Here is a 23,875-nt window from a genome sequence, read left to right on the forward strand (position 1 = left end):
AAATTTGCTAATTTCTGTTTGTACGGAGGTTCTAATGTCAGAGAAGCTAGTGCCAAAGCGGCAGTACACGGACGAGTTCAAAGTCGAGGCCATTAGGCTTGCCGAATCAGTCGGGCAGCACGAAGCCGCGCGTCGGCTCGGAGTGCCCGTAGCAACCTTGGGCAATTGGAGCCGACGGAGTCGCAGTGCTAAAAGTATCGGCGAAGTCGGCAGTCACGAAGTAAAGAGCACGCGATCGACGCGCCCGATCAACGAGCTGGAGGCGGAGAACAGCCGACTTCGTAAAGAACTCGCCAGTGCACGGCTTGATATCGAGATCCTTCGAAAAGCGACGGCGTACTTCGTGAAGGGGTCGCGGTGAAGTACGCATGGATCGACGAGCACCGCGACCAGTACAGTATTACTCGGCTGTGTCACATCCTGACGGTGTCGCGCAGCGGATATTGCCAGTGGCGTAACCGCGGGCCAAGTCAGCGAGCGCAGGCCAACGCCGTGCTTGATCGGGAGGTGGCAGCGATTCACCGCGCCAGTCGTGGCAGCTACGGCCGTCCTCGGATCGTGCGGCAACTAAGGACCCAGGGCCAACCGGCGAGCGCCGAGCGTGTACGCCGTAGTCTGCAACGTCTAGGGCTGCGGCCGGTCTATAGACGCCCGTATCGGGTGACGACGGATTCGACACACCGCCTACCGGTGGCGCCCAATCTGCTTGATCGTCGTTTTGACGGCTGGCAGCCCGATCAGGCTTGGGTCAGCGACATCACGTTTGTCAGGACCGGCGAAGGCTGGTTATACCTGGCTGCTATTCTGGATCTTGCAAGCCGACGCATCGTAGGCTGGTCAATGTCAGAGCGCATCAACGCGGAACTGGTCTGCCAGGCACTGCGCAGCGCGTGCTGGCACCGTAAGCCCGTGCCGGGGTTGTTGTTACATTCCGATCGCGGAAGTCAATATGCAAGCCGAGCGTACCGGAAACTGGCTGCCGACTTCAAGATGAAAGTTTCGATGAGCCGTCGCGCTAATGCGTGGGACAACGCGCCAATGGAAAGCTTCTTCAAAACCTGACTGTGCCTCGAGTTCACGTACAGCAGAAATTTGCTAATTTCTGTTTGTACGGAGGTTTGAATGTCAGAGAAGCTAGTGCCAAAGCGGCAATACACGGACGAGTTCAAGGTCGAGGCCATTAGGCTTGCCGAATCAGTCGGGCAGCACGAAGCCGCGCGTAGGCTCGGAGTGCCCGTGGCAACCTTAGGCAATTGGAGTCGACGCAGTCGCAGTGCTAAAAATATCGGCGAAGGCGACAGTCAGGAAGTGAAGAGCACGCGATCGACGCGCCCGATCAACGAACTGGAGGCGGAGAACAGCCGACTTCGGAAAGAACTCGCCAGTGCACGACTCGATATCGAGATCCTTCGAAAAGCGACGGCGTACTTCGTGAAGGGGTCGCGGTGAAGTACGCATGGATCGACGAGCACCGCGACCAGTACAGTGTTACCCGGCTGTGTCACATCTTGACGGTTTCGCGCAGCGGATACTGCCAGTGGCGTAACCGGGGGCCAAGTCAGCGAGCGCAGGCCAACGCCGCGCTTGATCGGGAGGTTGCAGCGATTCACCGCGCCAGTCGTGGGAGCTACGGCCGCCCTCGGATCGTGCAGCAATTGCGGACCCAGGGCCAGCCGGCGAGCGCCGAACGTGTGCGCCGTAGTCTGCAACGCCTAGGGCTGCGGCCGGTCTACAAACGTCCGTATCGCGTGACGACAGATTCGACCCACCGCCTACCGGTGGCGCCCAATCTGCTTGATCGTCGTTTCGACGGCTGGCAGCCCGATCAGGCTTGGGTCAGCGACATCACCTTTATCAGGACCGGCGAAGGCTGGTTATACCTGGCTGCCATTCTGGACCTGGCAAGCCGACGCATCATAGGCTGGTCAATGTCAGAGCGCATCAACGCGAAACTTGTCTGCCAGGCACTGCGCAGCGCGTGCTGGCACCGTAAGCCCGCGCCGGGATTGTTGTTACATTCCGATCGCGGAAGTCAATATGCAAGCCGAGCGTATCGGAAACTGGCCGCCGACTTCAAGATGACCGTTTCGATGAGTCGTCGCGCTAATGCATGGGACAACGCGCCAATGGAAAGCTGGTCATGCACTGCGACTACAGAACTCGTGAGCAGGCGCGTGCCACTCTGTTCGAGTACATGGAGGTGTTCTATAACCGCCAGCGGCGTCATTCGACGATTGGCTACCAAGCGCCGCTGCCCTTCGAAACATTAACCGTTGCTCAAGTCAGAGTGTCCACGGTTCGTGGGTAAGATCAAAGCGGCCAAGAAGCGACGTTCGCTGGCCGGCGCAGCCCGGCATACGAACGTCTCAATTTCCTTCCAAAGCGGCCACCGAAGCCGCCGCATTGCTGGCCGCTCATCCGTCGACGCCGCCGATAGCCGGATGGTGGCGCTATGCACGGCGACGTTGAGGGTGTGGAGACGCGTCGGCGACGATCAGAACGCGTAAGAGACTGTCACCTGAGCTGACAACGGCACGCTTGGCATCAGCGTGTAGTCAAAGGTCGCGGCCGAGCCTCCCGTGTAGTACTTCCGGTTGAAGAGATTGAAGACGTTCAGTTGCGTCTTCCACGGCCCTCGCTGATACGATGCCATTGCGTCGGTACGCACATAAGCGGGAAGCTTGAAGGTGTTCGGCAAAGTCGCCTCGCGCGGTCCCACGTAGTAGACGCCGGCGCCGACCTGAAGCCCGGGAATTGACTGCAGCTGATAAACCGTCCATAGGCTGGCGCTGTGGCGCGGGACATTACTCAGGGCATCGCCGACCGGAAACGTGTTATCGCTCATGACCTTGGCGATCGTGTAGGCATAGGTGACGATAGCCTTCCACCGCGGTGTGATGTTGCCTGCGATATCCACTTCCACGCCTCGGCTTCTCTGCTTGCCCGTCAGCACTTCGAGCACAGGGTTCGTGGGATCAGGGGTGAGAATGTGGTTGCGGTTGATGTTGAACAACGCCACGCTCGCATTGAGCTGGTTCTTGATGAGTTCTTGCTTCACGCCGACCTCGATTTGCTCCGCGACTTCCGCGTCGTAAGTGACGTTGCCCCCGCTGTGACCGACGTTCGGGGCGTGACTGCGGTTCCAGTCAGTGAAGAACGACGTACTGGCGGTCGGTTGCCACACCAGACCGACGCGCGGCGAGAACGTGGTTTGCTGCCCCCGGCCAGTTGGCTCGCCGGCTTCATCGGCCTGATTGATGAAGCGGTCCGCCCGCAAACCGACCAGCAGTTTGATCTGGCTCGTCAAATCGACCAAGTCCTGAACATACACACCGTAATCCGCGCCGCGTCCCTGATGTCCGGGCAATGGGTCGCTCGGAGTGAGTCCGGACAGGTAGTTTGGATTGAACAGATCCAGCGTCATTGTAGACACGGCTGAGCCACCGCTACCGACTTCGAGATAGCCGTAATCGACGCCCGCAAGCAGGGCGTGCTTCAGGGTGCCGGTGACGAAGGTGCCGACCAGTTCAGCTCGCGCGGAGTACTGACGTGAGAACTCGTTCGCGCCACTGTACACAGAGTAGTCGAGTAGATTCCCCGTGGGGAGGGTGCTGTCGGGGAACGATTGCGTCGAGTGCTGCCGTGCGTAAGCATATTGCCCAGACAAGCGCAGTTTCCAGTTGCTGGAAAGCTCCTGCTCGAACAGCAAGGTTTCCGAGAGCGTATCGTTTCTGCCATAGTCGCCGTCGACTCCGGAATACGCCCCACTGCGAAGTCCGTAGTAGCGAGTCCGGGATAGCGACTGATAATTGGGCACGGCTGGAATACCGAAGTCGAATCCGTCGCGGTTCAGGTGGTTGTACTCGGTCAGCAACGTGACCGACGTGCCATGGTGATTGGTCCAGGTGATAGCCGGCGCGATGGACCACGATTTATAGCCTGCATTGTCGCGGAAGGTCGAATTGCTCTCGGCCGAGCCGTTCACGCGAATGCTGAGATCGTCGTTGAGCGCGCGATTTACGTCGATCGTGGTACGCACCAGGCCATAGCTTCCGGCCGTCAAACCGACTTCTCCGAAGTTGCCCGGCTCAGGCCGTTTGGAAACGGTATTGATATAGCCGCCCACGGCACCGATGCCGCCGTACAGCGCGCCCGCCGGGCCCTTGAACACCTCGATGCGATCGATGTTCTGTACGTCGCGAAAAGCGTAATACCCGTAGTTCCGAAAGCCGTCCCGCAACCCATTGCTTTCGCTGAAGCCGCGGATGTTGAAGAAGGTGGCTCCGTTGCCGCCGTAGCTTGCTTCGGCATGCACGCCGCTCACGTTGTCGGCGATCTGATTGATGCGCGTCACGCCCCGGTCTTGCAGCACTTCGGACGGGACAACCTGAACGGACGCGGGATAGTCTTGCAGAGGCGTATCGGTTCGGGTCGTGCTGCTCGACGTTTCATCGGTATAGCTTGAGATGCGACTACCGGTGACGGTAACGGCGGGCATGACGTTGTCCGTAGCGATACGTTCCTTCAACGTGCCGCCTGGATTTCCCCCCGTTTGCACGCCGACGGCCGGTGACGCGGGACCTGCCGCCCATGCACCGGGACCGGCGATAAACCCCGCGCACACCATCGCCACAGTCACCGATGTAACGCGCAGGTCGGGCTTGACGGTATTTCGTCCGATGCCGCAGGCCACGTCGATGATTTCGGGGCTCGTGGTTGATGCTCTGATTTTCATTTGACTCAATGGCGATAGATGGGTCGACACTCTTGTGCCTTCCGTGCGGGAGCAACCGTCTACGACAGCCAAACACCAGCGGTAACGCCGCAGCTTGCAGCCGAACAACCGACCGCTGATCGCGACGCGGGCGTGCACGGACGACCGGCTTTGACTCTGCCGAAGCGCGGCTCAAAGGACGCAAAAATCTTGTCGCGGCGAGCGAAACGACATGCGAGACCGGACGCTCGTCTATCGCTCATGCGCGTCTTCTGCGATGAACTCCTGCGTCGGTCATCGTCGGCATCGCATGACTGATGAAGCGGTCATGTCTGCGCTCGTCGGCAGCGGAGAAGAGAAGGTCAGATGAAGTAAGGTGGTGCGCGGGGTTGCGCCGAGGCCCGAGGTAGGGCTCGATGGGCGATCGAATACCGAATGGTCGTGGCGCGTTGAACGAAGCGAACTGTGAACGACAGAACGAGCGATGCGTGGCTCAGCAGCGGCGTATGCGCGAGCAGTCCGCAGTAGCCACACAGCAGCCCGCCTTGCACGTCCGTGGCATGGGAGTGAGGTGCCGTCGGACGATGATCACCGCGATCATCCATTCTCTGCATTGATTCCATCGGGCACGCGGAGCCGCCTTCGACCAAAGGCAGGTCTGCGATCAACTGCGATACCGTCGGCGCAAGCGAGATCATAAGGATTGCAAGCAATCCTAAAACGCTGCACCATGAGTGGCAAAGACGGTCTCGCAATCGCTTTCCTTGGACTTAAAGCTAGAGCGACGGCTGTGCGTGCACGGGCCGTTGGAGGTGTCACGCGTGAGTTGCAGTCGCTTCGGCACTCATTGACGAGGCGCAGCGCTTTCATTATGCCATCCGACCGAGGAGTAGTGGACATTATGGAAAGCTACGGCATAGCGCATGTCTGGACGGAAGGCGATTTCGTCATAAGAGGCCTCGCAATCGCGCTGTTCACGATGTCAGTACTTTCGTGGTCCGTGATCGTAGTGAAGGCCATGAATCTCATGCGCCTAAAGCGACTCATGACGAGCGCTGAGCGTGCGTTTTGGTTCGCTGATGATCTCGCTGCAGGGATTGACAGATTAGCCGACGCTTCGCCATCGCTGACGGACAATCCGCTTCTCGCACTTGCCGTGTCCGGGCGCCTGGCGGCTGAGCATCATGAGCGGACCCAACCGCATCTCCACGACCGTCTGGACGTCTCGAACTGGATTGCGCGTAATCTTCGCGACACAATGGACGACTGCGTCGGACGCATGCAGAGCGGTCTCGCGATACTTGCGTCGATAGGCAGTACCTCACCCTTTGTTGGCCTGTTTGGGACTGTATGGGGTATCTATCACGCGCTCCTTTCGATGGGCGCGACGGGGGAAGCCTCAATCGACAAGGTCGCGGGACCAGTCGGCGAAGCACTGATCATGACTGCGTTCGGCTTGTTCGTTGCGATTCCTGCAGTCATCGGCTACAACGCAATCAGTCGTGCGAATGGAACCGTTGTGCGCAGGCTGAATCGATTCGTACATGGGCTGCATGCATTCTTGGTCACTGGGGCGCGCTTGGCTTCCGACAGACGCTGAAGCGGACCGACGCTCGTAGGGGCGGGCACATGATGACGCTGCTTGCAGAGAAAGTTGCGACGCGACAGTCCCCCCCATTGAAATGCAATGACCGATTTCTTCGGCGGATTCAACCGGTCGATGCAACACCTCAAAAATCTCGGTGAGCAGCGGAGGTGTTGCAAACGAAGCAGCGACCGAGAATCTATTACTCTAAGACCCAGAAGCGCTGATGTGGTAGCGATGGCGCAAGGGCGATACGAGTCATCAGATTGCCAACCTGTTCGATCGAGGCCTCTTCGATTCAGCGGATACTATCGGAGGCCGGCGGCATCCAGCCGCTGCAAAAGGCACCGCGCGCCATGGGCATTGACGCTCGCCGAGCGAGAGGAGATTTCCCGCTCCCTGGCGTCCGGAGCATCGATTCGGTCGGTCGCAGCCAGGCTGGGACGCGCTGCTTCCAATATAAGTCGCGAGTTGCAGCGCAGCGGGGGTCCCCGAGGCTATCGGGCGAGCCAGGCGGATGCGATCGCCTGGGAGCGAGCACGGCGGCCGAAGGGTGGCAAAATGGTGCAGAACCAGACGCTGGCGCGAGTTGTCGCTGCAAGCTGATGCTGCAGTGGTCCCCTGAGCAGATTTCTGGTTGGCTCGAACATGCCCTTGCGGCCAACAAGGACTGGCGGCATTGGGTGAGAAGACCAAGGCACAGATCGCCCGAGAGTTGGGAATTCGTGTAAATCTGCTGCGCAATTGGCGACTTGAATTCGAAGAGGAAGAGCGCAGCGGCACGCCCAAACGTCAGCCTGTGCAAGAAGATGTTCTCGCGAAGTTACTATGTGAGAACGTCTTTCTGCGGCAGGAGAACGAGTTTTGAAAAAGCGGCCATCTACTTTGCGCGCGGCTCGATGTGAAGCATCGATTCATTGCCACGCACCTGCGTAGTTACCCGGTGAGCGCAATGTGCCGTGCGTCGAGCGTTTCGGCGACATCACGTATATCCCGACGCGAGAAGGCTGGCTTTGTCTGGCCGCGATTCTGGAATTGCATTCGCGTGCCGTGGCGGGCTGGAGTATGAGTGAAACGCTCGATTGCCGGCTTGCGGTAGATGCGCTGAACATGGCAAACGACAAGCGCGGACCGCACAGCTCACCGTTATCGACTGATTGCCCCGACGCACTTCGACACGAATCTCGGACAGCTCGGGATGGAAAGACGGTGCTTGTTGTGGATGACGAGCCGACCGTGTGTGCGCTATTTGCTGATGTGCTCAAGGGACTCGGCTATGCCGTGATTGAGGCCCCCAGACGGTGCTGCAGGGCTCAACGTGTTACGTTCGGATACGAAGATCGACCTCCTTGTGACTGATCTTGGCCTTCCTGGAGTCATAAACGGGCGTCAGCTGGCAGACGCTGGCCGAGAGCTAAGGCATGCCTTAAAAACGCTGTTCATCACCGGCTACACGGCGACCATCGTTGACAGGACGCTGGGACCAGGGATACAGATACTGACCAAGCCGTTCTCCATTGATGCGCTCGCGGCGCAAGTTCGTGGACTGATGCACTCATGACACCAATTTGGCAGCTTCGGGCAGCAACTCCCGTAGCGACGCGGCTGGAACTACGGCGCAATGGCGATCATGTCGTCCGCGAAGTGCGGCTCGGGCGGTCGTACGTTGCTAAACGGCTAGATCGCGCGTTCGACGGGTTCGACGGCGCCGCCTTCGCGGGCCGGTTGTTGGCACATCTGCTTCTCGCCTGCGGCACCGAGAAAAATTAACCAAGCATCGGTTCGATCAAAAATAAGAGCAGCATCGGTGCGCCAGCCTTTTGACAATAAGCATCAAAATTCGGCGCAGCAGCATTGCCACGAACTGCGAACTCATCCAGTGCTGTGAACGCGATTAGCACGATGTCGCTCGTTGCCTGACTTCTACGAAGCCGCAGCGCTAGTTGGAACCCGTCCATGTTTGGCATGTTGATGTCAAGTATGGCAACGTCTGGGTCCAACTTTCGGTGAGTTCAAGCGCGGCTGCCGCGCTGAAAACACAATGGACATCATAGTCACTGGCAAGCAACGCCGCCGCTAGCGCGGTTGCACCGGGTTCATAATCGTCGACGACGAGTACCCGTAAAGCAGATGGACGTTCCTTGACTGTGCGTGCGGACCAACGTGAAGCTCGATGCGAGAACATATTCGTATTCCAGGGTTAAACGAACGAAAGCAACCGCGGTTCCTGGAGGGTTCTCGCCTTCCCGAGTTCGATATCAATCCAACATGTGCACAAGCATCGTCGATGCTCACAGGCTTCGAGACAACTGCGGCCAAGCACTTGAATTCCGATTCAGCAATGTCGGTGCGGCCAGTAAATGCAATGATCCTCGCTTTTGCGCTCTGACCCTTTGGCATCTCCAAGCAAACCATGCGGCCATCAATGTCCGGCAAGGTGACGTCCAAGAAAATCACGTCGAGCGACTGCCGGGAAGCTAAAAAACGGCGGACGCACTGTCGTAGGCGACGGCGCATTGATGTCCCAATGCGCAAACTATTTCCGACAGTGAGTCGGCGGTGTCTGTATAGTCGTCCACAAATAAGACGTTGCTCATGGTCTTCCTGTTCCGTAAGAAACCGATGCTCTGGACACAAGGGCTTGTCAGTCGGTGGCGACTCGGGAGTCTAACCGAAGCCGAAAATGCCCGGCTCTCGGGCTCCCGCACAAGTAGAGCTTACCAAGCGCTGCCACTTGGACGGTCGATGGTTCTCTCCTTGTCGAACAGCGGACGCTTGCAATGACCCATCGAAGGACTGCTTGGGGTGGACTCCGTGCCTTACGGGGACGGAACAGGCGCGGGGCGCTCCGCGGGTTCAACCACAGACTGGCTGACGCATGAAGATTCGATTGCGCCAGGTTGGACAAGCAGTCGCTCGGGGCACGTTGCTCAGAGGCTCAGGGCATGGCCCCGGTCGGATTCCTCGCAACCTTTGTTGGAAAAAAGCTAAAATAGGGGCTTCGGACGTTGAACATTGTGGCTCCGCTCCTCTACGCTCGTGGATGTAAATATGCCAACGGTCGTCCCCATTTCGCCCAAGATCAGACCCCATCCCGTTCTCGACGAGGATCTCATTGAGGCGCTTCCGGTCGCGGTGTATGTGTGCAATCTCGACGGTCTGATCGTTCGCTACAACCGAATGGCGGCAGAACTATGGGGCAGGTCGCTGGGTCCAGCTGACGCCAACATGCTGTACTGCGGCGCTTATAGGCTTCACCTCCCAGACGGGATGCCCCTTCCGCAAGATCGCGCTCCCATGGTGGAAGCGCTACGGTCTGGGAAGTCGTTTCGAAACCTCGAGTTCCAGATAGAGCAGCCTAACGGTCAACGACTTTCGGTGCTAGTGAACATCGATCCCCTCCGCGACGAGGACGGCACTGTCGTCGGAGCGATCAATTGCTTTCAGGATGTTACCGAGCATAAGTTGGCTCAGGAGCACAAGTCGCGGATCGATGAATTGAATCGCAGTCTGCAACGTCAAGCAGAATTTATGGCTACCGTAGCTCATGAGCTGCGTAGCCCGCTAGCACCGGTTCGCAACGCTTTGGAGGTCATGCGGAGAAGTAGCCCCGGAACGGACGCGGAACCCATGCAAGCCATGATTGAAAGACAAGTGGATCATTTGACTCGCTTAGTCGACGACCTAATTGACGGGTCGCGTGTTACCGCGGGGAAGATAGATTTGAAGATGTTTCGGACGGATCTACGTGATATCGTTGACCGAGGGGTAGAACTGGTCCGACATCAGATAGAGGCCGCAAATCAGGAACTCATGATTGATGTTCCGCGACACCCTGTCAACATGGTTGCCGACGCTACCCGGCTGACTCAGGTGCTTGGAAATCTGCTCGGGAATGCCACGAAATTCACACCAATTGCTGGCCGCATTCGGGTCAGTCTAACGGTTGTGGATAACTTCGCAGTGTTAAGTATATCTGACAATGGTATCGGGATACCGTTTGAGAGATTGACGTCGATCTTCGATATGTTTTCACAGGGCGAGCAAGCTGCAACGCGGGGCCCCGGCGGTCTCGGTATTGGACTAGCACTGACAAAACGGCTTGTCCAAATGCATGGTGGCGACATTGTTGCAGAAAGTGCTGGCTGCGGCCACGGCAGCGTTTTCGTTTGTAGGCTACCCATGAGGTCCTGCCGCGAAGCGAGCAGCTCAACGACGAGCGAATGAGCCTCCTCGATGAGGCGATTGATGGCGACTTGGCCGCCATCGAGATAGAGCGCGAAGAGCCTCGAGCCTGCACGCAAGCGCCAACACGAGCAGCCCGAACGCGCACGCTTGCCGCCGCAGTTGCCGCGTGTCGACGTCCATCGCGAATGGGACGTTACGGGCTTTCTACGGGATACCCGTGTTTTTTGGAGTGGCGCGCTAATGAGGATCTACGCGAACTATCGTTCCGAAGGACCTTCCCACCTCTGGCCCAGCCCGACCTAGCGGGGTAGTCGTATGGCGGCAAGCGACGGGCTCGTCGTTTGCCGTGCGTTGCGACGGAGGGCGACACATGGAGCAGAGACGCAATGCAGGGCGTGTCGTGGTCGTGGCGGCGTCGCTGGGCGGGTTGCAAGCGCTGCAAGCCATCGTCTCCGCACTGCCGGCCGATTTCCCAGCGAGTATATTCATCGTCATGCATATCGGCACATGGCCAGCCAGCTGCCGAGCTGCTCGCCGCAGCAAGCCGCTTACCGGTGGTCCATGGCTCCCATGGTTAGGTGATCACTGCACCGACGGTTTTTATCGCTCCGCCTGATCGGCACATGCTTCTTGCTGACGGCAGCATTGCCCTGTCGAGCGCGCCGAAGGAAAACTTTACCCGTCCGGCCGCTGACCCGCTGTTTCGCTCGGCAGCGGTCAACTATGGGAACCGCGCAGTCGGCGTTGTGCTCACCGGGAACCTCGAAGACGGCGCATCGGGGTTGAAGGCCATCCACGCCTGCGGCGGCTATACGATCATTCACGATCCGACCACGTGCGTTGCTCTCGACATGCCCCAAGCTGCACGCAAAGCTGTTCCCGCGGACGTGGTCGCTCCGATCGAGGACATAGGCCCGGCCATCGTCAAAGCGTTGACAGACCCGTCGTCGAAGGGCTTGAGATGAACGAGAGAGCGCGCGCCGCGCTTGCACTGAAAATTGTGGCGGATTCAACTGGTCGATGCAACACCTAGACTCTGCGTGAGCAGCGGAGGTGTTGCGAATGAAGCAGCGACCGATAATCCCGACACCAGGGAGCGGGAGATCTCCTCGCACTCTGCGCTATCGGGGCCTCTATATCCAAGCTCGTGGTGCCCTGAAAAAGGAATTGCTTGAGCACCTGCGACACTCTCGAATCATGCGCCGGTCCCGTCACCACACAATGAAAACTGAGGGGCGCACGAACATTCGCGACGCCGTGTCGATCTGTCGATCAGTGAATGTCCCGCTACGGCGGAAGATCGCGCCATACCCGGGCACTGGGAAGGTGACTTGCTGTACGGCAACGCTACGAGCCAGATCGCAACTCTCGTCGAACGTCAAAGTCGATTCGTGATGCTGGTCATAGTCGCCAGCAAGAATTCTGAGGCTGTGGTTGACGCGCTGATACGACACGCTAGCAAGTTACCTCGGGAACTATATAAGTCGCTGACGTGGGACAGGGGTTCGGAAATGGCCGATCACAACCGCTTTACTGTTGCTACCGACATCGAGGTCTATTTCTGCGACCCACAGCATCCCTGGCAACGCGGTTCCAACGAAAACACGAATGGGCTTCTGGAGGCAATACTTCCCTAAGGGTACCGATCTATCTGCCTACTCACAAACCAAGCTCGACGCTGTAGCCAGGCGGCTCAACGAACGTCCTAGAAAAACGCTTAACTTCGATACCCCAGCCGAGCGATTTAACCAAATCGTTGCATCGACCGGTTGAATCCGCCGCCGCCACCGGCCATTCGACACCAGCCAAACCGGAACGACTTGGACATCGAACGAGTATGACCTGCCCGGACTGTGGTGGCGTCATCTGGCGCATCGGAGAGGGTTACCCGCTCCGGTATCGGTGCCATACTGGCCATGCCTTTTCTGCGATGTCGCTGGAGGCGGAGCAACGTTCAGGTGCCGAGAATGCCCTGCGGTCAGCGGTTCGACGCCTGGAGGAGAAGCTGCTCCTTGCGCAGGCGCAACTTTCTCTGGCGGAGACGACGCACAGCGCCGACGCACCAGCGTTTTGCGCCGAGATAGCGCCATTGGAGATCGCGATCGAAGCGGTCACGCGCTTAGCGATCAAGTCGGCCAATACATTCCCCAGCCGAAGCGGTGGCTAACGGGTCACGTAACTGCGTTCCTTCTTCCAGCACCGACTCCAGTCGCCTTTGGACTAGAGGCCTTGGCCTTAGATCTTTGCGCTGCCCTCGTAGTGCGTTCCTTGTCCTTCGGGCCGAGAGCACCTTCGCCCGGTGCGTCCGTGCCCGCCGTGTCCTTGGGCGCGCCGTTTTGGCCGGTAGTTGGTGAATGCTGCCTCGCATTAGCCGAGGCTAGCAACGATTGCGACATCTCTTTGGAAAATTGCGCCTCTTCGTCAAGAAGCTCAATGGCTAGATACCAATAGTAGTCGGCGCTTCCTTCCCGGCACTCATCTGCTTCCCACAGCCGGTAAGCGCGCTCGCGAATCGCTTCTTCCTTCGATTTCTCTTGCATCTTAGAAGTTCCGTGACATTGCCCATAAAACAGTCGGCGTTGTAGGCTTAACAATCCATTCATACACCTGACAATCGGACGAACCATGCGTTTCACCCGATTTCAAGTTTCTCCAAACCGCTTCGCGCGCAGACGAGGAAATAGATTCCCGGCGGGTGACGCCGCCTCGTGCCATTCCAACGGACTATGCCATATCCAACGGTTGCTGTGCGCCCCGGGAAGTGCAGCCTGAAGCGTCTCTTGTAGCAATGGACCAATCGAAGCGGCAAGGTATTGGCCTGTCGGCAGGCGTGCGCCGCAGCCCGATTCGGACCTCGCTTTCGCTGCGATTGCAAAGGTCGCCGCCAGCCGTCGCATTGCAAACCACATTAAGGCGCACGACGACGGCAACGACAGCATGAGCGTGGTTGGGGCAACGTTGAAGCAATCACGTTCGGCGCGGAAAGCGGCGCGTCGGCTCAGCCACGGAAATAATCACCGTACGACAGGCGGCGATGCTCTATGCTAAGAGCTGCAATTTTGATGTCGACGGAACGCTGGTGGACTCAGTCGACCTCCACGCTCGCGCCTGGCACGAGCGGTTCGCCCACTTCGGCCATGAGGTGACGTTTCAGCAGGCGCGCAATTAGATCGGGAAGGGAGGCGACAAGCTGATCCCGGTATTTCTTTCGGACGCCGGGCAAGTGAGCTCCCCGCAGCGGACCGATGAGCGTGGCCAGGGAAGCAGCAGGATCACGGCGAAGCGCTTGAGAAATGGCGCGGCGACCACCCGCCGGGACTCTATTTCCTCGTCTGCGCGCGAAGCGCTGGGAGAAATCTAAAACCGGTCGAAACGCATGATCCGTCCGATAGTCAGATTATGGATGGATTGATAAGGCTACGACGCCGACTGCTCTACGAGAGCAATGTCCCGGAACGTATAAGATCGAGGGAAGAAGCGGTTCGCGAGCGCGCTTACCGGCTGTGGGAAGCAGATGGGTGCCGGGAAGGAAGCGCCGACTACGATTGGTATCTAGCCATTGAGCTTCTTGACGAGGAGGCAACTTTCTAGAGAAGTGTCGCGGTGGTTGCTGGCGTCGGCTAACTCGAGGCAGCATCCACCACTAACCATTGGGCAAAACGGCGCGCCCAAGGACTCGGCATTCGGACCGTTGTCTTACTCGCGTAGCCGGGTAGCCGCTGGCGTCGAACGCCGGGCTTCAGCGAACGTGCGCCAGCAGTTCCGCTGACGTCATCAGCGCAGCGTACTTCTGCTGCATGTCGAAAAGATTGGCCCGATGCGGTTCGAGTGCGCGATCTCCCACACAATCCGACAGCACCACAGGGCGGAATCCTAACTGCATCGCATCGACGACGCTTGCGCGCACGCAGCCGCTTGTGACGCATCCCGCAACGACGAGCGTGGACACGCCCCGCATCGCAAGCCACGCTGCCAGCGATGTGCCGAAGAACGCCGATGGCACGTTCTTGCGCACGACCAGTTCGCCCGGTGCAGGCGCAAGCTGCGGCACGATCGCGCTTGCCGGCGTGTCTTCCTTGAGCGTCAGCATGCCCGGCACTTTCAGCGAGAATACGTTGGCGTCCGAATCATCGTCTGCATAGACGATGCGGCTATGCGCCACCGGCCAGTTCATCTCGCGCGCCGCCTTCAGCAGCGGCACGGTGTTCTCGAGAGCTTCGGGAATGTTGCCGCCGCCGAACACGGCCGGATCGGCGAAGCCGTTCACGAAGTCGATGATCAACAGCCCGATCGGACCTTTGATTTCGAGCGATTGCCCGAAGCCCTGACGTGCATAGACGGCATCATTCATTTTTCATTCTCCACAGTTCTGCCGTCGCGCACGACGTCCACGCCATCGAGCGAGACGGTGCAGCGTCGCAATGGAATGTCGATATGGCAGGCGGTCGTGCGCTTGCCGCCGCCTTCGTTGTTCGGCCCGAGGGAGAACAGGAAATTACCGTCGAACGCGCGGGCGTCCATGCCCAGCGTCGCTTCGCGGTCGTACAGGCCGAGCGTGGACCAATGTGCGCGCTTTTGCAGGCCCCAGCCGATATGCGAGATCGCGTAGGCTTCGGGATCGTCGAAGGTTTCCATGTATTCGCGCAGCAGGTCGGCGTCGACGCCGCCTTCGATCTTGCGCGCATAACCGGCTTCGACGGTCAGCACGATCGGCTCGCCGCAATAGCTTTTCTGAGGCAAGAGAATGTCGCCGCGATCGATCACGATGCGCCCGTTCGCGCCGCCTTCGTTCGGGAAAGTCAGCGTGAAGCCGCTCGGCCAGTGATCCCAGCGGCCGGGTTCATCGACGAAACCGTATTCGGCGATCGCCGGAAACTCGCCCATCGGACAAGTCAGATCCGTACCGGCTTTCGACGTGACGCGCATTTCGCGCGACGCTTCGATCCGCTTCGCGGCAGCGAGCACCCGCGTGCGGTCATCGGGCGTCGGCGTCATGCGGACCATCACTTCCGGCGGTTCGACAGCGAGCAGAATCTTCGTGCCCGAAGCGAGGATGTCGTGCTGTTCTGGCGAGAAAAGCAGCGTCATCAGATCGAGCACGAGGTCGCTCGCCTTGAGCGCCGCGATCGCCGCGCGGTTGCCGGTGAGCGGCGTTTCGCCGAGATGGGCGAGGGCGTCGCGGCTCAGCGCCTTCTCGCCGTTGACGGGCGGCAAGTCGAGCCGGTTGACGACCGCGCCCATCGACTGCGTCGCGATCAACGCGCATGCGAGGGTTTGCGGATGCGTCGCCGCGCCGGTCAGGATGGTCACGGTCTGCCCCGGTTCGAGCCGCGAGAGCGTGAGCACCTGCTTCCAGGCTTCGACAAGTTGATAGTCGCTAATTGGCATGATGGTAGGCGAGGGTTAATCGAGCACTGCGCCGAAGAACGAACCGAAGGCGCGATAGAAGCCTTCCTCGTCGTCCCACGGGATCATGTGGCCGGCCTCCGGCACCTTGACGACTTCGACGTGCGGCAGCAGACCGCGAATCTCGTCGATGTCCTCGCCGCGGATCACGTCTCCGCGGCCCGCCGCCATCAGCAGCGCAGGCTGCTTCACATGCGGCATGTCGGCGTGAACGTCGTCAGTATGGAAGCCTTCGAAGCTCGCGCGGATGGCGCGTTCGTCGCAGGTATGCAGCCATTCGGCGCGCAGGCGCAGTTGCTCGTCCGTCCACGTCGGGCAGAAGCGGCGCATGCCTTCGACATCGAGCCCATCGCGTGCGAGCGCGATCGAATCCACATACCACGGCAATGCCGACGGATACGCGCGTCGTCCCGGACCCGACACGGGCGGATCGACGAGCGCGAGCCGCGCGAGCGCGCCGCCCTGCGAGCGTGCCGCCGCGCGCAACGCGATGCGCGCGCCCATCGAGTGCCCGAGCACGCTCGCGCGCTCGAGCCCGGTCGCGTCGATGAAAGCGAGCAGGTCGCCGGCTTGCGCGTCGACGCTGTAATCCAGTTCCGGCGATGCGCTCGACAAGCCGCGGCCCCGCACATCCAGCACATAGGTGTCGAAGTGCCTGCCGAATCGCTCGCCTACGAAGCCCCACGTGACCGCGGGACTCGTGATGCCCGGCACGATCACGACCGCATCGCGCTCCATGCGCGGGCCGCTCGCGCCGCCATAGCGCAGGTAATGCTGGCGGATGCCGTTTGCGTTGACATTCGCGCCGTAGAGATACGTCGATTGCATCGATGCGCCCTCGCTCAATAAGCGCCGGAAAGGAGCGCACCGGCGCCCGGCACGATGGGCCGCAGGTCGAGCTGCCGCAACATCGCATACGTGGTGGCGATGGCGGCGGTCACGACGGGCTTGCCGGTCATCGCTTCGACCATCGGCACGACGGACAGCGACGGCATTTGCACGCAGGCCGACAGCACGATCGCATCCGCGTCCTGATACTTCAGCGTCTTCACGATGTCCGGCAGATTGCGCGGATCATGGCGCGCGACTTCCAGGTTGTCGGGAATCTCGAGCGCACGATAGTCGATCACGTCGAAGCCTTCGTGCCCGATGTAATCGACCACCAGTTCGGTGAGCGGCTTCATGTACGGCGCGACCACGACCACGCGCTTCGCCTTCATCACTTTGAGCGCATCGACGAGCGCGCCCGCGCTGGTAACGACGGGCGCATCGGCGCCGTTCGCGGCGGTGTGCGCCTGCAAGCGTTGCTGCGACGCGCGGTGATATCCGCGTCCCATCGCCATGATCGCGACGAGGCACGCGTAGCCGAGCACGTCGACGCGCGCATCCGAAAGCTCGACGGCGCAGCGGTCGGATTCCGCATCCATCTGCGCGAGTTCTTCCTTGACGACCTTCTTCATCCGCATGCGGCTGGAATGAAACGTGAAGCGCTCCGGCTCGATGCTTTGGCGCGCGGTCAGCATGGCGGGAATTTCGGTTTCCATCGTCGTGTTCGAACTCGGGACGATCTGGCCGATGCGATAAGTATTTGCGGGCATGTCGATAAACCTCGTGATGTGATCAGGCGGCGGTGAGCGTGCGTGGTGCGAAGCCGGTCGCGTTGTACGCATAGACCCAGTTCGCCTGAATGCCCGATGCCTGCGGATTCAGATACGACTTGAACTTGTAGATGAGATCGCGCTTGCGTTGCGCGAACGCGCTCGGCAAGTGATACGTGCGGCCGCGTTCACGCGATTCGAGCTGGACGCGGCTCGTGCGCGGCAGGCGTTCGGCCTCGTAGTCGCGCAATGCATTCGCGATATCGCTGCCGTGCGCTTTCAACGAACGCGCCAGCACGTAGCCGTCTTCGATCGCCATCGCCGCGCCTTGCGAGAGAAACGGCAGCATCGGATGCGCGGCGTCGCCGAGCAGCGTGACGTTGCCGCGCGACCAGGTCTGCATCGGATCGCGATCGAAAAGGCCCCATTTGAAGACCGAATCGGCGCGCTCGAAAAGGCGGATCAGATTGGGATGCCAGCCTTCGAAAGTCGCGAGCAACTCTTCGCGGCTGCTCGCGGCGTTCCATGATTCCTCGACCCACTTCTCCGTCTCCGCGACCGCGACGATGTTGACCGCCTTGCCGCGACGCACGAAATACGTGACGACGTGCGCGTTCGGCCCGAGCCAGAACGAAGAATCGGGGCTCACGAAGTCGGGCATCTCGTCGAACGGCACGACCGCGCGAAAGCACATGTTGCCGGTGAAGCGCGGCGCCTCGTCGCCGAAAAGCTTGCTGCGGACGATCGACCGCACGCCGTCCGCCCCGACGATCAGATCGGCTTCGAATTCGCTGCCGTCGTCGAAGAGGGCGACCGCGCCGTCCTTGCCCTGGCGGACGTCGACGCAACCGGTCGAAAGACGCGCGGCATCGGCGGGAATGAGCGAAGTCAGAATGCGATGCAGGTCCGCGCGATGCACGTGATAAAACGGCGCGCCATAGAGAGCGGGGCAGACGGCGGCCAGCGGGGTGCGGAAGTTCTCGCGCGCCGTCTCCCAGTTGCGGCCGACGATCGCCTGCGGCACGAAAGCCACGTCGCGCAGCGCGTCGCCGAGGCCGAGCGCCTGCAGCACCTTCACCGCGTTGGGCGTCATCTGGATGCCCGCGCCGACCTCGCCGAATACGCTCGCGCGCTCGAAAAGCCGCACGTCGATGCCTTGCTGCGCAAGCGCGCCCGTGAGGGCGATGCCGCCGATTCCGCCGCCGATCACGCCGACGCGAAGTGTTCTGCTCATGGTCTCGTCCTTCCTGAAAAGTGAATCCTGTGGATGCGCGATCAATATTATATGGCCGTATAAATAAATGCAACGGCGGACGTGCGGCGAGCTGACTGCTGAAGGAAATTGGAGACAGGTGTTTGAACGACCGTAAAATATGCGGCGACCGCAGCCGCATGCATCGAGCGGCCTTCCTTCAACGCAGCACGGCCACGCATGACGAAAGACCAGACTACCCACGCTCGCGCACACGGAGCTTCGGCCAGGCGCAAACGGCTCGGCCGCCCGGCGGGCAACGTGAACCAGCGCGAGAACATCCTCGATGCCGCCGAAGTCGATTTCTCGCAGCGCGGCTATGCGGGCACGTCGCTCAAGGAAGTGGCGGCGTCGTGCGGCGTCACGCAGGCGCTCATCACGTACTACTTCGGCACCAAGCAGCAGTTGTTCGAGCAGGTCTTTTTGCGCCGCGCCACGCTGGTATCGGGAGAGCGGGTCAGTCTTCTGCGCGCACTGGGCGATGGCGGCGCGAAGCCGAACGTGCGCGACATCGTGCGGGCGTTCCTGCAACCGCTGGTCGCGCTGCGCCAGTCCGATGGCGGCCGCGCATTCATCCGCCTTCAGGCGCGCTTGCATACTGAACCGCCCGAGATTTCCTACAGCCTGCGCAGCACGGCCTATGGCGATTCCACCGACGCCTACGTCTCAGCCCTGCGCGCGGCGTTGCCCGGCCTGCCCGAGAAAGACCTCTACTGGCGCGTGACCGCGATGATCGGCGCGTATCTGTACGCCTTCTCGGATACGCACCGGCTCGACATGCTGGCCAAGGGCGCATGCGATCCGTGGGACGCGAACGAGACGCTGGAGCAGTTGACGAGCTTTATCGTCGGCGGGCTGGAGGCGCAGGCGAGCGTGGCGGCAAAGCCTGCAAAGACGAGCCGCGCGAAGAAAACGACGGACGCCTCCGCGAAAAAAACGGTGAAAGCAGCGAAGACCGCCCGGGCATCGCGGGCGGCCTGAAGCAGCGCTGATTAGCGACGCAGACCGATTTCCATCGATTCAATCACGTGCGTGAGCGTCGCATGCATCGACGTGAGCGCGGCCTGCGGCAAGTCCGCGCTCGCGGTTTCGCCGATCATGTCGCGTAGCGTCTCCTGAACATCGACGGAGGCGCTCTGCGGCAGCGCGGCGGCGATCACGCTGATCGCGGCAGTGAGGCCATGCAATTTGCCCGTCAAAACTTCGAGTTCCTGGCTCATCTCTTACTTCCTGTCGTTGCGTTGAATGAAGCGTGGAAAGTGGACCGTCTACGATGAAGACGGTCCCGTCGATCACATTTCCTCGGTCGCCGGATGCGCCTCCAGCTTGACGAAGAGCGCGAGCCCCGCGATCACCGAAGGCACCGCGAGCAGCGCGAACACCGCCGGCAAGCCGAGCTTCCATTGTGCGAATAGCCCGCCGAGCGCGACGCCCGCAATGCCGCCGAAGCGCCCGACGCCGTACATCCATGAGACGCCGGTCGCGCGGCTTTGCGTCGGGTAGAACATCGCGGCGAGGGAGGGCATCGACGATTGCGCGCCGTTCATCGTCGTTCCCGCGAGAAAGATCAGCGCGCTGACGAGGCCAACGCTGCCGATCGCCTGCCCGACCACGAAGATGAACGCCGCAGTCAGCAGATAGCCGAGCATCACGATGACGTTCGCGTTCCAGCGGTCCATCAGCCAGCCGGACGCCACCGTGCCGATGCCGCCGCCGAGCGGGAAGAGCGCGGTCAGCAGCGCGGCGCGTTCGGGCGTGAAGCCCGCTTCGTTCATCAGGAGCGGCATCCAGCTCATCAGCAGATAGAAGATGACGAGGCCCATGAAGTACGTGAGCCACAGCATGATGGTGCCGGTGAGAAAGTCCCTGGAGAGAATTGCGCCGACGGACGTCTTCGCGCGGGTCTGCGTGCGTTCGGACAAGTGAAACGACTGGACGCGCGACAGATCGAGCGGTGCGATTTTCGCGAGCGGCGCGCCGATTTTTTCCTTGGGCGCGCCCTGTTTCACGAGAAATCGCACGGATTCCGGCACCCAGAACACGACGCCGAGCACGAGGATCAACGGCAGCACGCCGCCGACCACGAACAGGCTGTGCCAGCCGTACGCCGGAATCAGCCACGACGACATGAAGCCGCCGAGCGCCGCGCCCACGGTGAAGCCGCAATACGTCGTATTGACGATGATCGCGCGGCTTCGCTGCGGCGCGTACTCGGAGACCAGGGTAATGCTGTTCGGAATCGCGGCGCCGAGGCCGATGCCGGTAAGAAAGCGCAGCGTCACGAGGGATTCGATGGAGCCCGCGAACGCAGTGGCGAGACTCATCGCACCGAAGAAGGCCGTCGCGGCGATGAGCACGCTCTTGCGTCCGAAGCGGTCGGCGGCAGGGCCGGAGATGACCGCGCCGGCGGCGAGACCGAAAAGCGCGGCGCTCAGCACGGGCGCGAGCGCAGCCTTCGAGATGCCCCAGCCCTTGACGAGCGCCGGGGCGATATAACCGATGGCCGCCGTGTCCATGCCATCGATCAGCACGATCAGGAAGCACACGCCCATCAAGACCCACTGAAAGCGCGAGAAGCGATGCGCGTCGATGAACGCTTCGACGGGCACGTCCCCGCTCCACGCATCGCCGCGCTCGGAAACCGATGGATGCTCCGCCCGCGGCGGAAAGGCCGGGCCGGATTGAAGCTCTGCTTGCGACATGAACAACTCCTCGTTGTCGACGGCTCGCACCGTCCATGAATGCCACCAGGCCGGCCAGATGCCGGAACTGCGCGAAGCGGGGGCCCACCGGTTTCGACGCTGCTTTATTATATGTATCTATAATTAATAAATGCAATTGGGAAAAAAATAGACCCAGCGCTGATCAACTCGACGACGCGGCCGGCCACATGACGCTATCAAAACGTTCGTCAGCGGTTGAACCAGATCAGTGCCGCCACCATCGACCGGCTACTATGTGACGTGCGCGAACAGCTTCGTTCGCCGGTCAAGTCCGACGCGCTGGCGGAACCGGAAACGCGATTCGCCGTTCGTTGCGGATCCGGACGTTCTCTGCCTGGAATAATCGTCTGCCTGGTTACCTTGAGGTTGCTTTCGTCTGCGGTGGCACGAAGATCAACGGCGACTTCGTGCACAGTTTCGTCCTGACCGATATCGCGACTGGATGGACAGGATGCCTGCCATGCCTTATCGAAGCGGTGCGTTCCTTCTTGACCACGTCGAACGAGTTAGTCGAGGATTCGCATCTCAGCTTCGCGCTCTGGATTGCGATAACGATACGGTTTTCATGAACGAAGCTGTCTTAGAGCGCGCTCCCGCGCGTTGCTTTCGGCGCTCCCGGTTCTTTCCCGTACCCACGACCGCGCCGCAGTCGATGCGCTGCATGAACAGTTTCTCCGTCACTTAGTGGACGCAAGAGCGGTCAGCGGCGAAGCACGCGTTCGGGCGTGCTTCTAACGCGGTCCGACGCTCAATGCGGCGCTCGACCGTTTCCATACGCAGTGGCACCGACTCGTGCTGCTTCGATCGTGTCGGTCAGTCGCAATGCGCTGACGGCGCTCGTATAGCGGTGCATTCGCCTCGGAATACTGCTCGCGGCTTATCTGTGAGGCAGCGAGCCGCTGCCGTCCAGCCAGCGCTTTCTGATCGCGCTGCCCGATGCGGCGAGCTAAGGCGGGTCGTTTTGCATGGAGCGCGTCGCGCAACTCGGTCACGGCCGCAGCGGCTGCAGGCGCTATCGACGTTGTCGTTCGCACTTGCAGAAGTCGAGTCGAATCTGAGCCGGATCAGCGACTGGCTGGAGCGTAAGGCGACAGTTGACGAACACGCTGGCGCATGCATTGCTTTTATGCCTCCACACCAACACTGCTCAAGGAGTGCTTGATGAAAGCTGTCGTTTTTCACGGCGTAGGCAACATTTCCCTCGATACCGTGCCGGACCCTACGATGCGGCACGATCAGGACGCCATCGTCCGCCTGACTGCGAGCGCGATCTGCGGCACCGATCTGCACATGGTGCGCGGGACCTTCCCCGGCATGGTGCCCGGAACAATTCTCGGACACGAGGGCGTGGGCATCATCGAAGAAGTGGCGAGCGGTGTTCGCAACTTCAAACGCGGCGATCGCGTGCTTATTCCCTCGACAATTTCCTGTGGCGCGTGCTCGTATTGCCGCACCGGTTACACCGCGCAGTGTGACAACGCGAATCCAAACGGGCCCACCGCAGGCACCTCGTTCTTCGGCGGGCCGAAGCCGACCGGGCCGATCGACGGTCTGCAGGCCCAATACGCTCGCGTGCCGCTGGCCCACGCGAGTCTGATGAGGCTGCCAGACGTACTCGACGACGAGCGCGCGATTCTGCTTTCGGACATCTTTCCGACCGGCTACTTCGGCGCGCAACTCGCGGAAGTATCGCCCGGCGATACTGTGGCCATTTTCGGCGCGGGTCCGGTAGGGCAGTTTGCGATAGCGAGCGCCTTTATGCTCGGCGCGGGGCGCGTGATCGTCGTAGACCGGCTCGAGGACCGCCTCGCGATGGCGTCCGCGCAGGGCGCCGAAGCCGTCAACTTCGAGATGGAAGATCCGATCGCGGCGATCATGTCGTTGACCGCGGGCGCAGGTGTGGACCGCGCGATCGATGCGGTCGGCGTCGATGCTGCGCATGCTCACAGCGGTCCCGCTGCGTCCAATGAACAGGCGCAGCAAGCCGAGCAGGAAAGCCGAAGCGTGACGCCCGAGCGCAACGTGTCGGACGGGCACTGGATTCCCGGCGATGCGCCGACTCAGGCGCTCGACTGGGCGGTGTCGGCACTCGCCAAGGCAGGCACCCTGGGAGTGATCGGCGTGTATCCGCCGACCGACCGATTCTTCCCGACGGGGCAGGCGATGAACAAAAACCTGACCATCAAAATGGGCAACTGCAATCACCGTGCGATCACGCCGCATCTCATCGAGCGCGTGCACAATGGTTCTTTCGATCCGCTGCGGGTGCTGACGACGCGCGAACCTTTGACGCATGTGATCGACGCTTATCACGCATTCGATCAGCGCCAGCCGGGATGGATCAAAGTGGCGCTGGAACCGCTCGTGTGAAATGAACATTGGTGCTGTCCTAATCGCAGCCCATCGAGC

General features: G+C 60.7%; 22 protein-coding genes and 6 pseudogenes. 17 read left to right on the forward strand and 11 right to left on the reverse strand.

The window, feature by feature from the left end; translation table 11 throughout:
- Positions 1-34: 34 nt before the first annotated feature.
- The 3 genes and pseudogenes from BG57_RS26830 to BG57_RS34350 all read left to right on the forward strand — a co-directional run.
- Positions 35-1,059 (forward strand): annotated as a pseudogene (locus BG57_RS26830) (IS3 family transposase); the annotation flags it as partial.
- Between the two features lie 63 nt (positions 1,060-1,122).
- Positions 1,123-2,142: pseudogene (locus BG57_RS31870) on the forward strand (IS3 family transposase); the annotation flags it as partial.
- Positions 2,141-2,308 carry an IS3 family transposase gene (locus tag BG57_RS34350; protein ID WP_479389484.1) on the forward strand — a complete coding sequence of 56 codons (168 nt, stop codon included), beginning with the start codon at positions 2,141-2,143 and terminating at the stop codon, positions 2,306-2,308. The pseudogene BG57_RS31870 and the gene BG57_RS34350, both read left to right, overlap by 2 nt.
- A gap of 186 nt (positions 2,309-2,494) precedes the next feature.
- Here BG57_RS34350 and BG57_RS26845 read toward each other — a convergent pair whose 3' ends face one another.
- Both BG57_RS26845 and BG57_RS34355 read right to left on the reverse strand, forming a co-directional pair.
- The gene (locus BG57_RS26845) at positions 2,495-4,735 is read right to left on the reverse strand and encodes a TonB-dependent receptor (protein ID WP_035969905.1); all 2,241 of its coding nucleotides are present in this window, start codon (positions 4,733-4,735) and stop codon (positions 2,495-2,497) included.
- Between the two features lie 341 nt (positions 4,736-5,076).
- Positions 5,077-5,469, reverse strand: coding sequence for a DUF2946 domain-containing protein (locus tag BG57_RS34355; protein WP_420912092.1), 393 nt, complete (start codon positions 5,467-5,469; stop codon positions 5,077-5,079).
- Positions 5,470-5,615: 146 nt separating this feature from the next.
- Here BG57_RS34355 and BG57_RS26850 point away from each other — a divergent pair, with 146 nt between their 5' ends.
- From BG57_RS26850 to BG57_RS32745, 5 genes and pseudogenes are all read left to right on the forward strand, one after another.
- Positions 5,616-6,314, forward strand: coding sequence for a MotA/TolQ/ExbB proton channel family protein (locus BG57_RS26850; protein ID WP_035969929.1), 699 nt, complete (start codon positions 5,616-5,618; stop codon positions 6,312-6,314).
- Positions 6,315-6,472: 158 nt separating this feature from the next.
- Positions 6,473-6,973 (forward strand): annotated as a pseudogene (locus BG57_RS34360) (transposase); the annotation flags it as partial.
- A 5-nt stretch (positions 6,974-6,978) separates the two neighbouring features.
- Entirely contained in the window at positions 6,979-7,167 is a 189-nt protein-coding gene (locus BG57_RS32740; protein ID WP_075583210.1) for a transposase, read from the forward strand.
- Positions 7,168-7,274: 107 nt separating this feature from the next.
- Positions 7,275-7,658 (forward strand): annotated as a pseudogene (locus BG57_RS34255) (DDE-type integrase/transposase/recombinase); the annotation flags it as partial.
- A gap of 198 nt (positions 7,659-7,856) precedes the next feature.
- The gene (locus BG57_RS32745) at positions 7,857-8,069 is read left to right on the forward strand and encodes a hypothetical protein (protein ID WP_152562716.1); all 213 of its coding nucleotides are present in this window, start codon (positions 7,857-7,859) and stop codon (positions 8,067-8,069) included.
- On the opposite strand, the gene BG57_RS32295 is transcribed toward BG57_RS32745, so the two are convergent.
- Positions 8,066-8,299: a response regulator gene (locus BG57_RS32295; RefSeq protein WP_268237993.1), complete on the reverse strand. Its 234-nt coding sequence runs from the start codon at positions 8,297-8,299 to the stop codon at positions 8,066-8,068. The two genes, BG57_RS32745 and BG57_RS32295, sit on opposite strands and share 4 nt — an antisense overlap.
- A gap of 1,051 nt (positions 8,300-9,350) precedes the next feature.
- Here BG57_RS32295 and BG57_RS26865 point away from each other — a divergent pair.
- From BG57_RS26865 to BG57_RS26880, 6 genes and pseudogenes are all read left to right on the forward strand, one after another.
- On the forward strand, positions 9,351-10,526 hold the full coding sequence (locus tag BG57_RS26865; protein WP_052006023.1) for a PAS domain-containing sensor histidine kinase: 1,176 nt from the start codon (positions 9,351-9,353) through the stop codon (positions 10,524-10,526).
- Positions 10,496-10,685: pseudogene (locus BG57_RS31900) on the forward strand (IS66 family transposase); the annotation flags it as partial. The gene BG57_RS26865 and the pseudogene BG57_RS31900, both read left to right, overlap by 31 nt.
- 172 nt (positions 10,686-10,857) lie before the next feature.
- Complete coding sequence (locus BG57_RS34365) at positions 10,858-11,103, forward strand: chemotaxis protein CheB (RefSeq protein WP_075583212.1); 246 nt, start codon at positions 10,858-10,860, stop codon at positions 11,101-11,103.
- Positions 11,066-11,452, forward strand: a complete 387-nt coding sequence (locus tag BG57_RS33965) for a chemotaxis protein CheB (protein ID WP_075583213.1) — start codon at positions 11,066-11,068, stop codon at positions 11,450-11,452. The genes BG57_RS34365 and BG57_RS33965 overlap by 38 nt, the downstream gene beginning before the upstream one ends.
- 157 nt (positions 11,453-11,609) lie before the next feature.
- Positions 11,610-12,260, forward strand: a pseudogene (locus BG57_RS31910) (IS30 family transposase); the annotation flags it as partial.
- Between the two features lie 64 nt (positions 12,261-12,324).
- Entirely contained in the window at positions 12,325-12,654 is a 330-nt protein-coding gene (locus tag BG57_RS26880) for a hypothetical protein (RefSeq protein WP_152562717.1), read from the forward strand.
- Positions 12,655-12,658: 4 nt separating this feature from the next.
- On the opposite strand, the gene BG57_RS26885 is transcribed toward BG57_RS26880, so the two are convergent.
- A complete protein-coding gene (locus BG57_RS26885) occupies positions 12,659-13,027 on the reverse strand; it encodes a DUF2934 domain-containing protein (RefSeq protein ID WP_035969909.1) in 369 nt (122 codons plus the stop codon).
- An 859-nt stretch (positions 13,028-13,886) separates the two neighbouring features.
- Between BG57_RS26885 and BG57_RS31915 the strand changes: the two genes are divergently transcribed.
- Positions 13,887-14,078, forward strand: coding sequence for a DUF2934 domain-containing protein (locus BG57_RS31915; protein ID WP_075583214.1), 192 nt, complete (start codon positions 13,887-13,889; stop codon positions 14,076-14,078).
- Positions 14,079-14,226: 148 nt separating this feature from the next.
- Here BG57_RS31915 and BG57_RS26890 read toward each other — a convergent pair whose 3' ends face one another.
- From BG57_RS26890 to BG57_RS26910, 5 genes are read right to left on the reverse strand one after another with little or no spacing between them, the layout of a single operon-like run.
- Positions 14,227-14,838, reverse strand: coding sequence for an N-carbamoylsarcosine amidohydrolase (locus BG57_RS26890; protein WP_035969910.1), 612 nt, complete (start codon positions 14,836-14,838; stop codon positions 14,227-14,229).
- A complete protein-coding gene (locus BG57_RS26895; protein ID WP_035969912.1) occupies positions 14,835-15,875 on the reverse strand; it encodes a 2,5-dihydroxypyridine 5,6-dioxygenase NicX family protein in 1,041 nt (346 codons plus the stop codon). Before BG57_RS26895 ends, BG57_RS26890 begins: the two co-directional genes overlap by 4 nt.
- A gap of 15 nt (positions 15,876-15,890) precedes the next feature.
- On the reverse strand, positions 15,891-16,721 hold the full coding sequence (locus BG57_RS26900) for an alpha/beta fold hydrolase (RefSeq protein ID WP_035969932.1): 831 nt from the start codon (positions 16,719-16,721) through the stop codon (positions 15,891-15,893).
- Positions 16,722-16,735: 14 nt separating this feature from the next.
- The gene (locus BG57_RS26905) at positions 16,736-17,491 is read right to left on the reverse strand and encodes a maleate cis-trans isomerase family protein (protein ID WP_035969914.1); all 756 of its coding nucleotides are present in this window, start codon (positions 17,489-17,491) and stop codon (positions 16,736-16,738) included.
- Positions 17,492-17,513: 22 nt separating this feature from the next.
- Complete coding sequence (locus tag BG57_RS26910) at positions 17,514-18,725, reverse strand: FAD-dependent monooxygenase (protein ID WP_035969915.1); 1,212 nt, start codon at positions 18,723-18,725, stop codon at positions 17,514-17,516.
- Between the two features lie 198 nt (positions 18,726-18,923).
- Here BG57_RS26910 and BG57_RS26915 point away from each other — a divergent pair, with 198 nt between their 5' ends.
- Complete coding sequence (locus tag BG57_RS26915; protein ID WP_035969916.1) at positions 18,924-19,724, forward strand: TetR/AcrR family transcriptional regulator; 801 nt, start codon at positions 18,924-18,926, stop codon at positions 19,722-19,724.
- 11 nt (positions 19,725-19,735) lie between these two features.
- Here the strand turns inward: BG57_RS26915 and BG57_RS26920 are convergent, their stop codons facing one another.
- Positions 19,736-19,963: a hypothetical protein gene (locus tag BG57_RS26920; protein WP_035969917.1), complete on the reverse strand. Its 228-nt coding sequence runs from the start codon at positions 19,961-19,963 to the stop codon at positions 19,736-19,738.
- 72 nt (positions 19,964-20,035) lie between these two features.
- Positions 20,036-21,445 (reverse strand): MFS transporter, encoded by a 1,410-nt coding sequence (locus tag BG57_RS26925; RefSeq protein ID WP_052006027.1) that lies wholly within the window; start codon positions 21,443-21,445, stop codon positions 20,036-20,038.
- Between the two features lie 1,182 nt (positions 21,446-22,627).
- Between BG57_RS26925 and BG57_RS26935 the strand changes: the two genes are divergently transcribed.
- The gene (locus BG57_RS26935; protein ID WP_035969920.1) at positions 22,628-23,836 is read left to right on the forward strand and encodes a zinc-dependent alcohol dehydrogenase; all 1,209 of its coding nucleotides are present in this window, start codon (positions 22,628-22,630) and stop codon (positions 23,834-23,836) included.
- The last annotated feature ends 39 nt before the right edge of the window (positions 23,837-23,875 follow it).

It is taken from the genome of Caballeronia grimmiae, from assembly GCF_000698555.1.
Taxonomy (GTDB): Bacteria; Pseudomonadota; Gammaproteobacteria; order Burkholderiales; family Burkholderiaceae; genus Caballeronia; species Caballeronia grimmiae.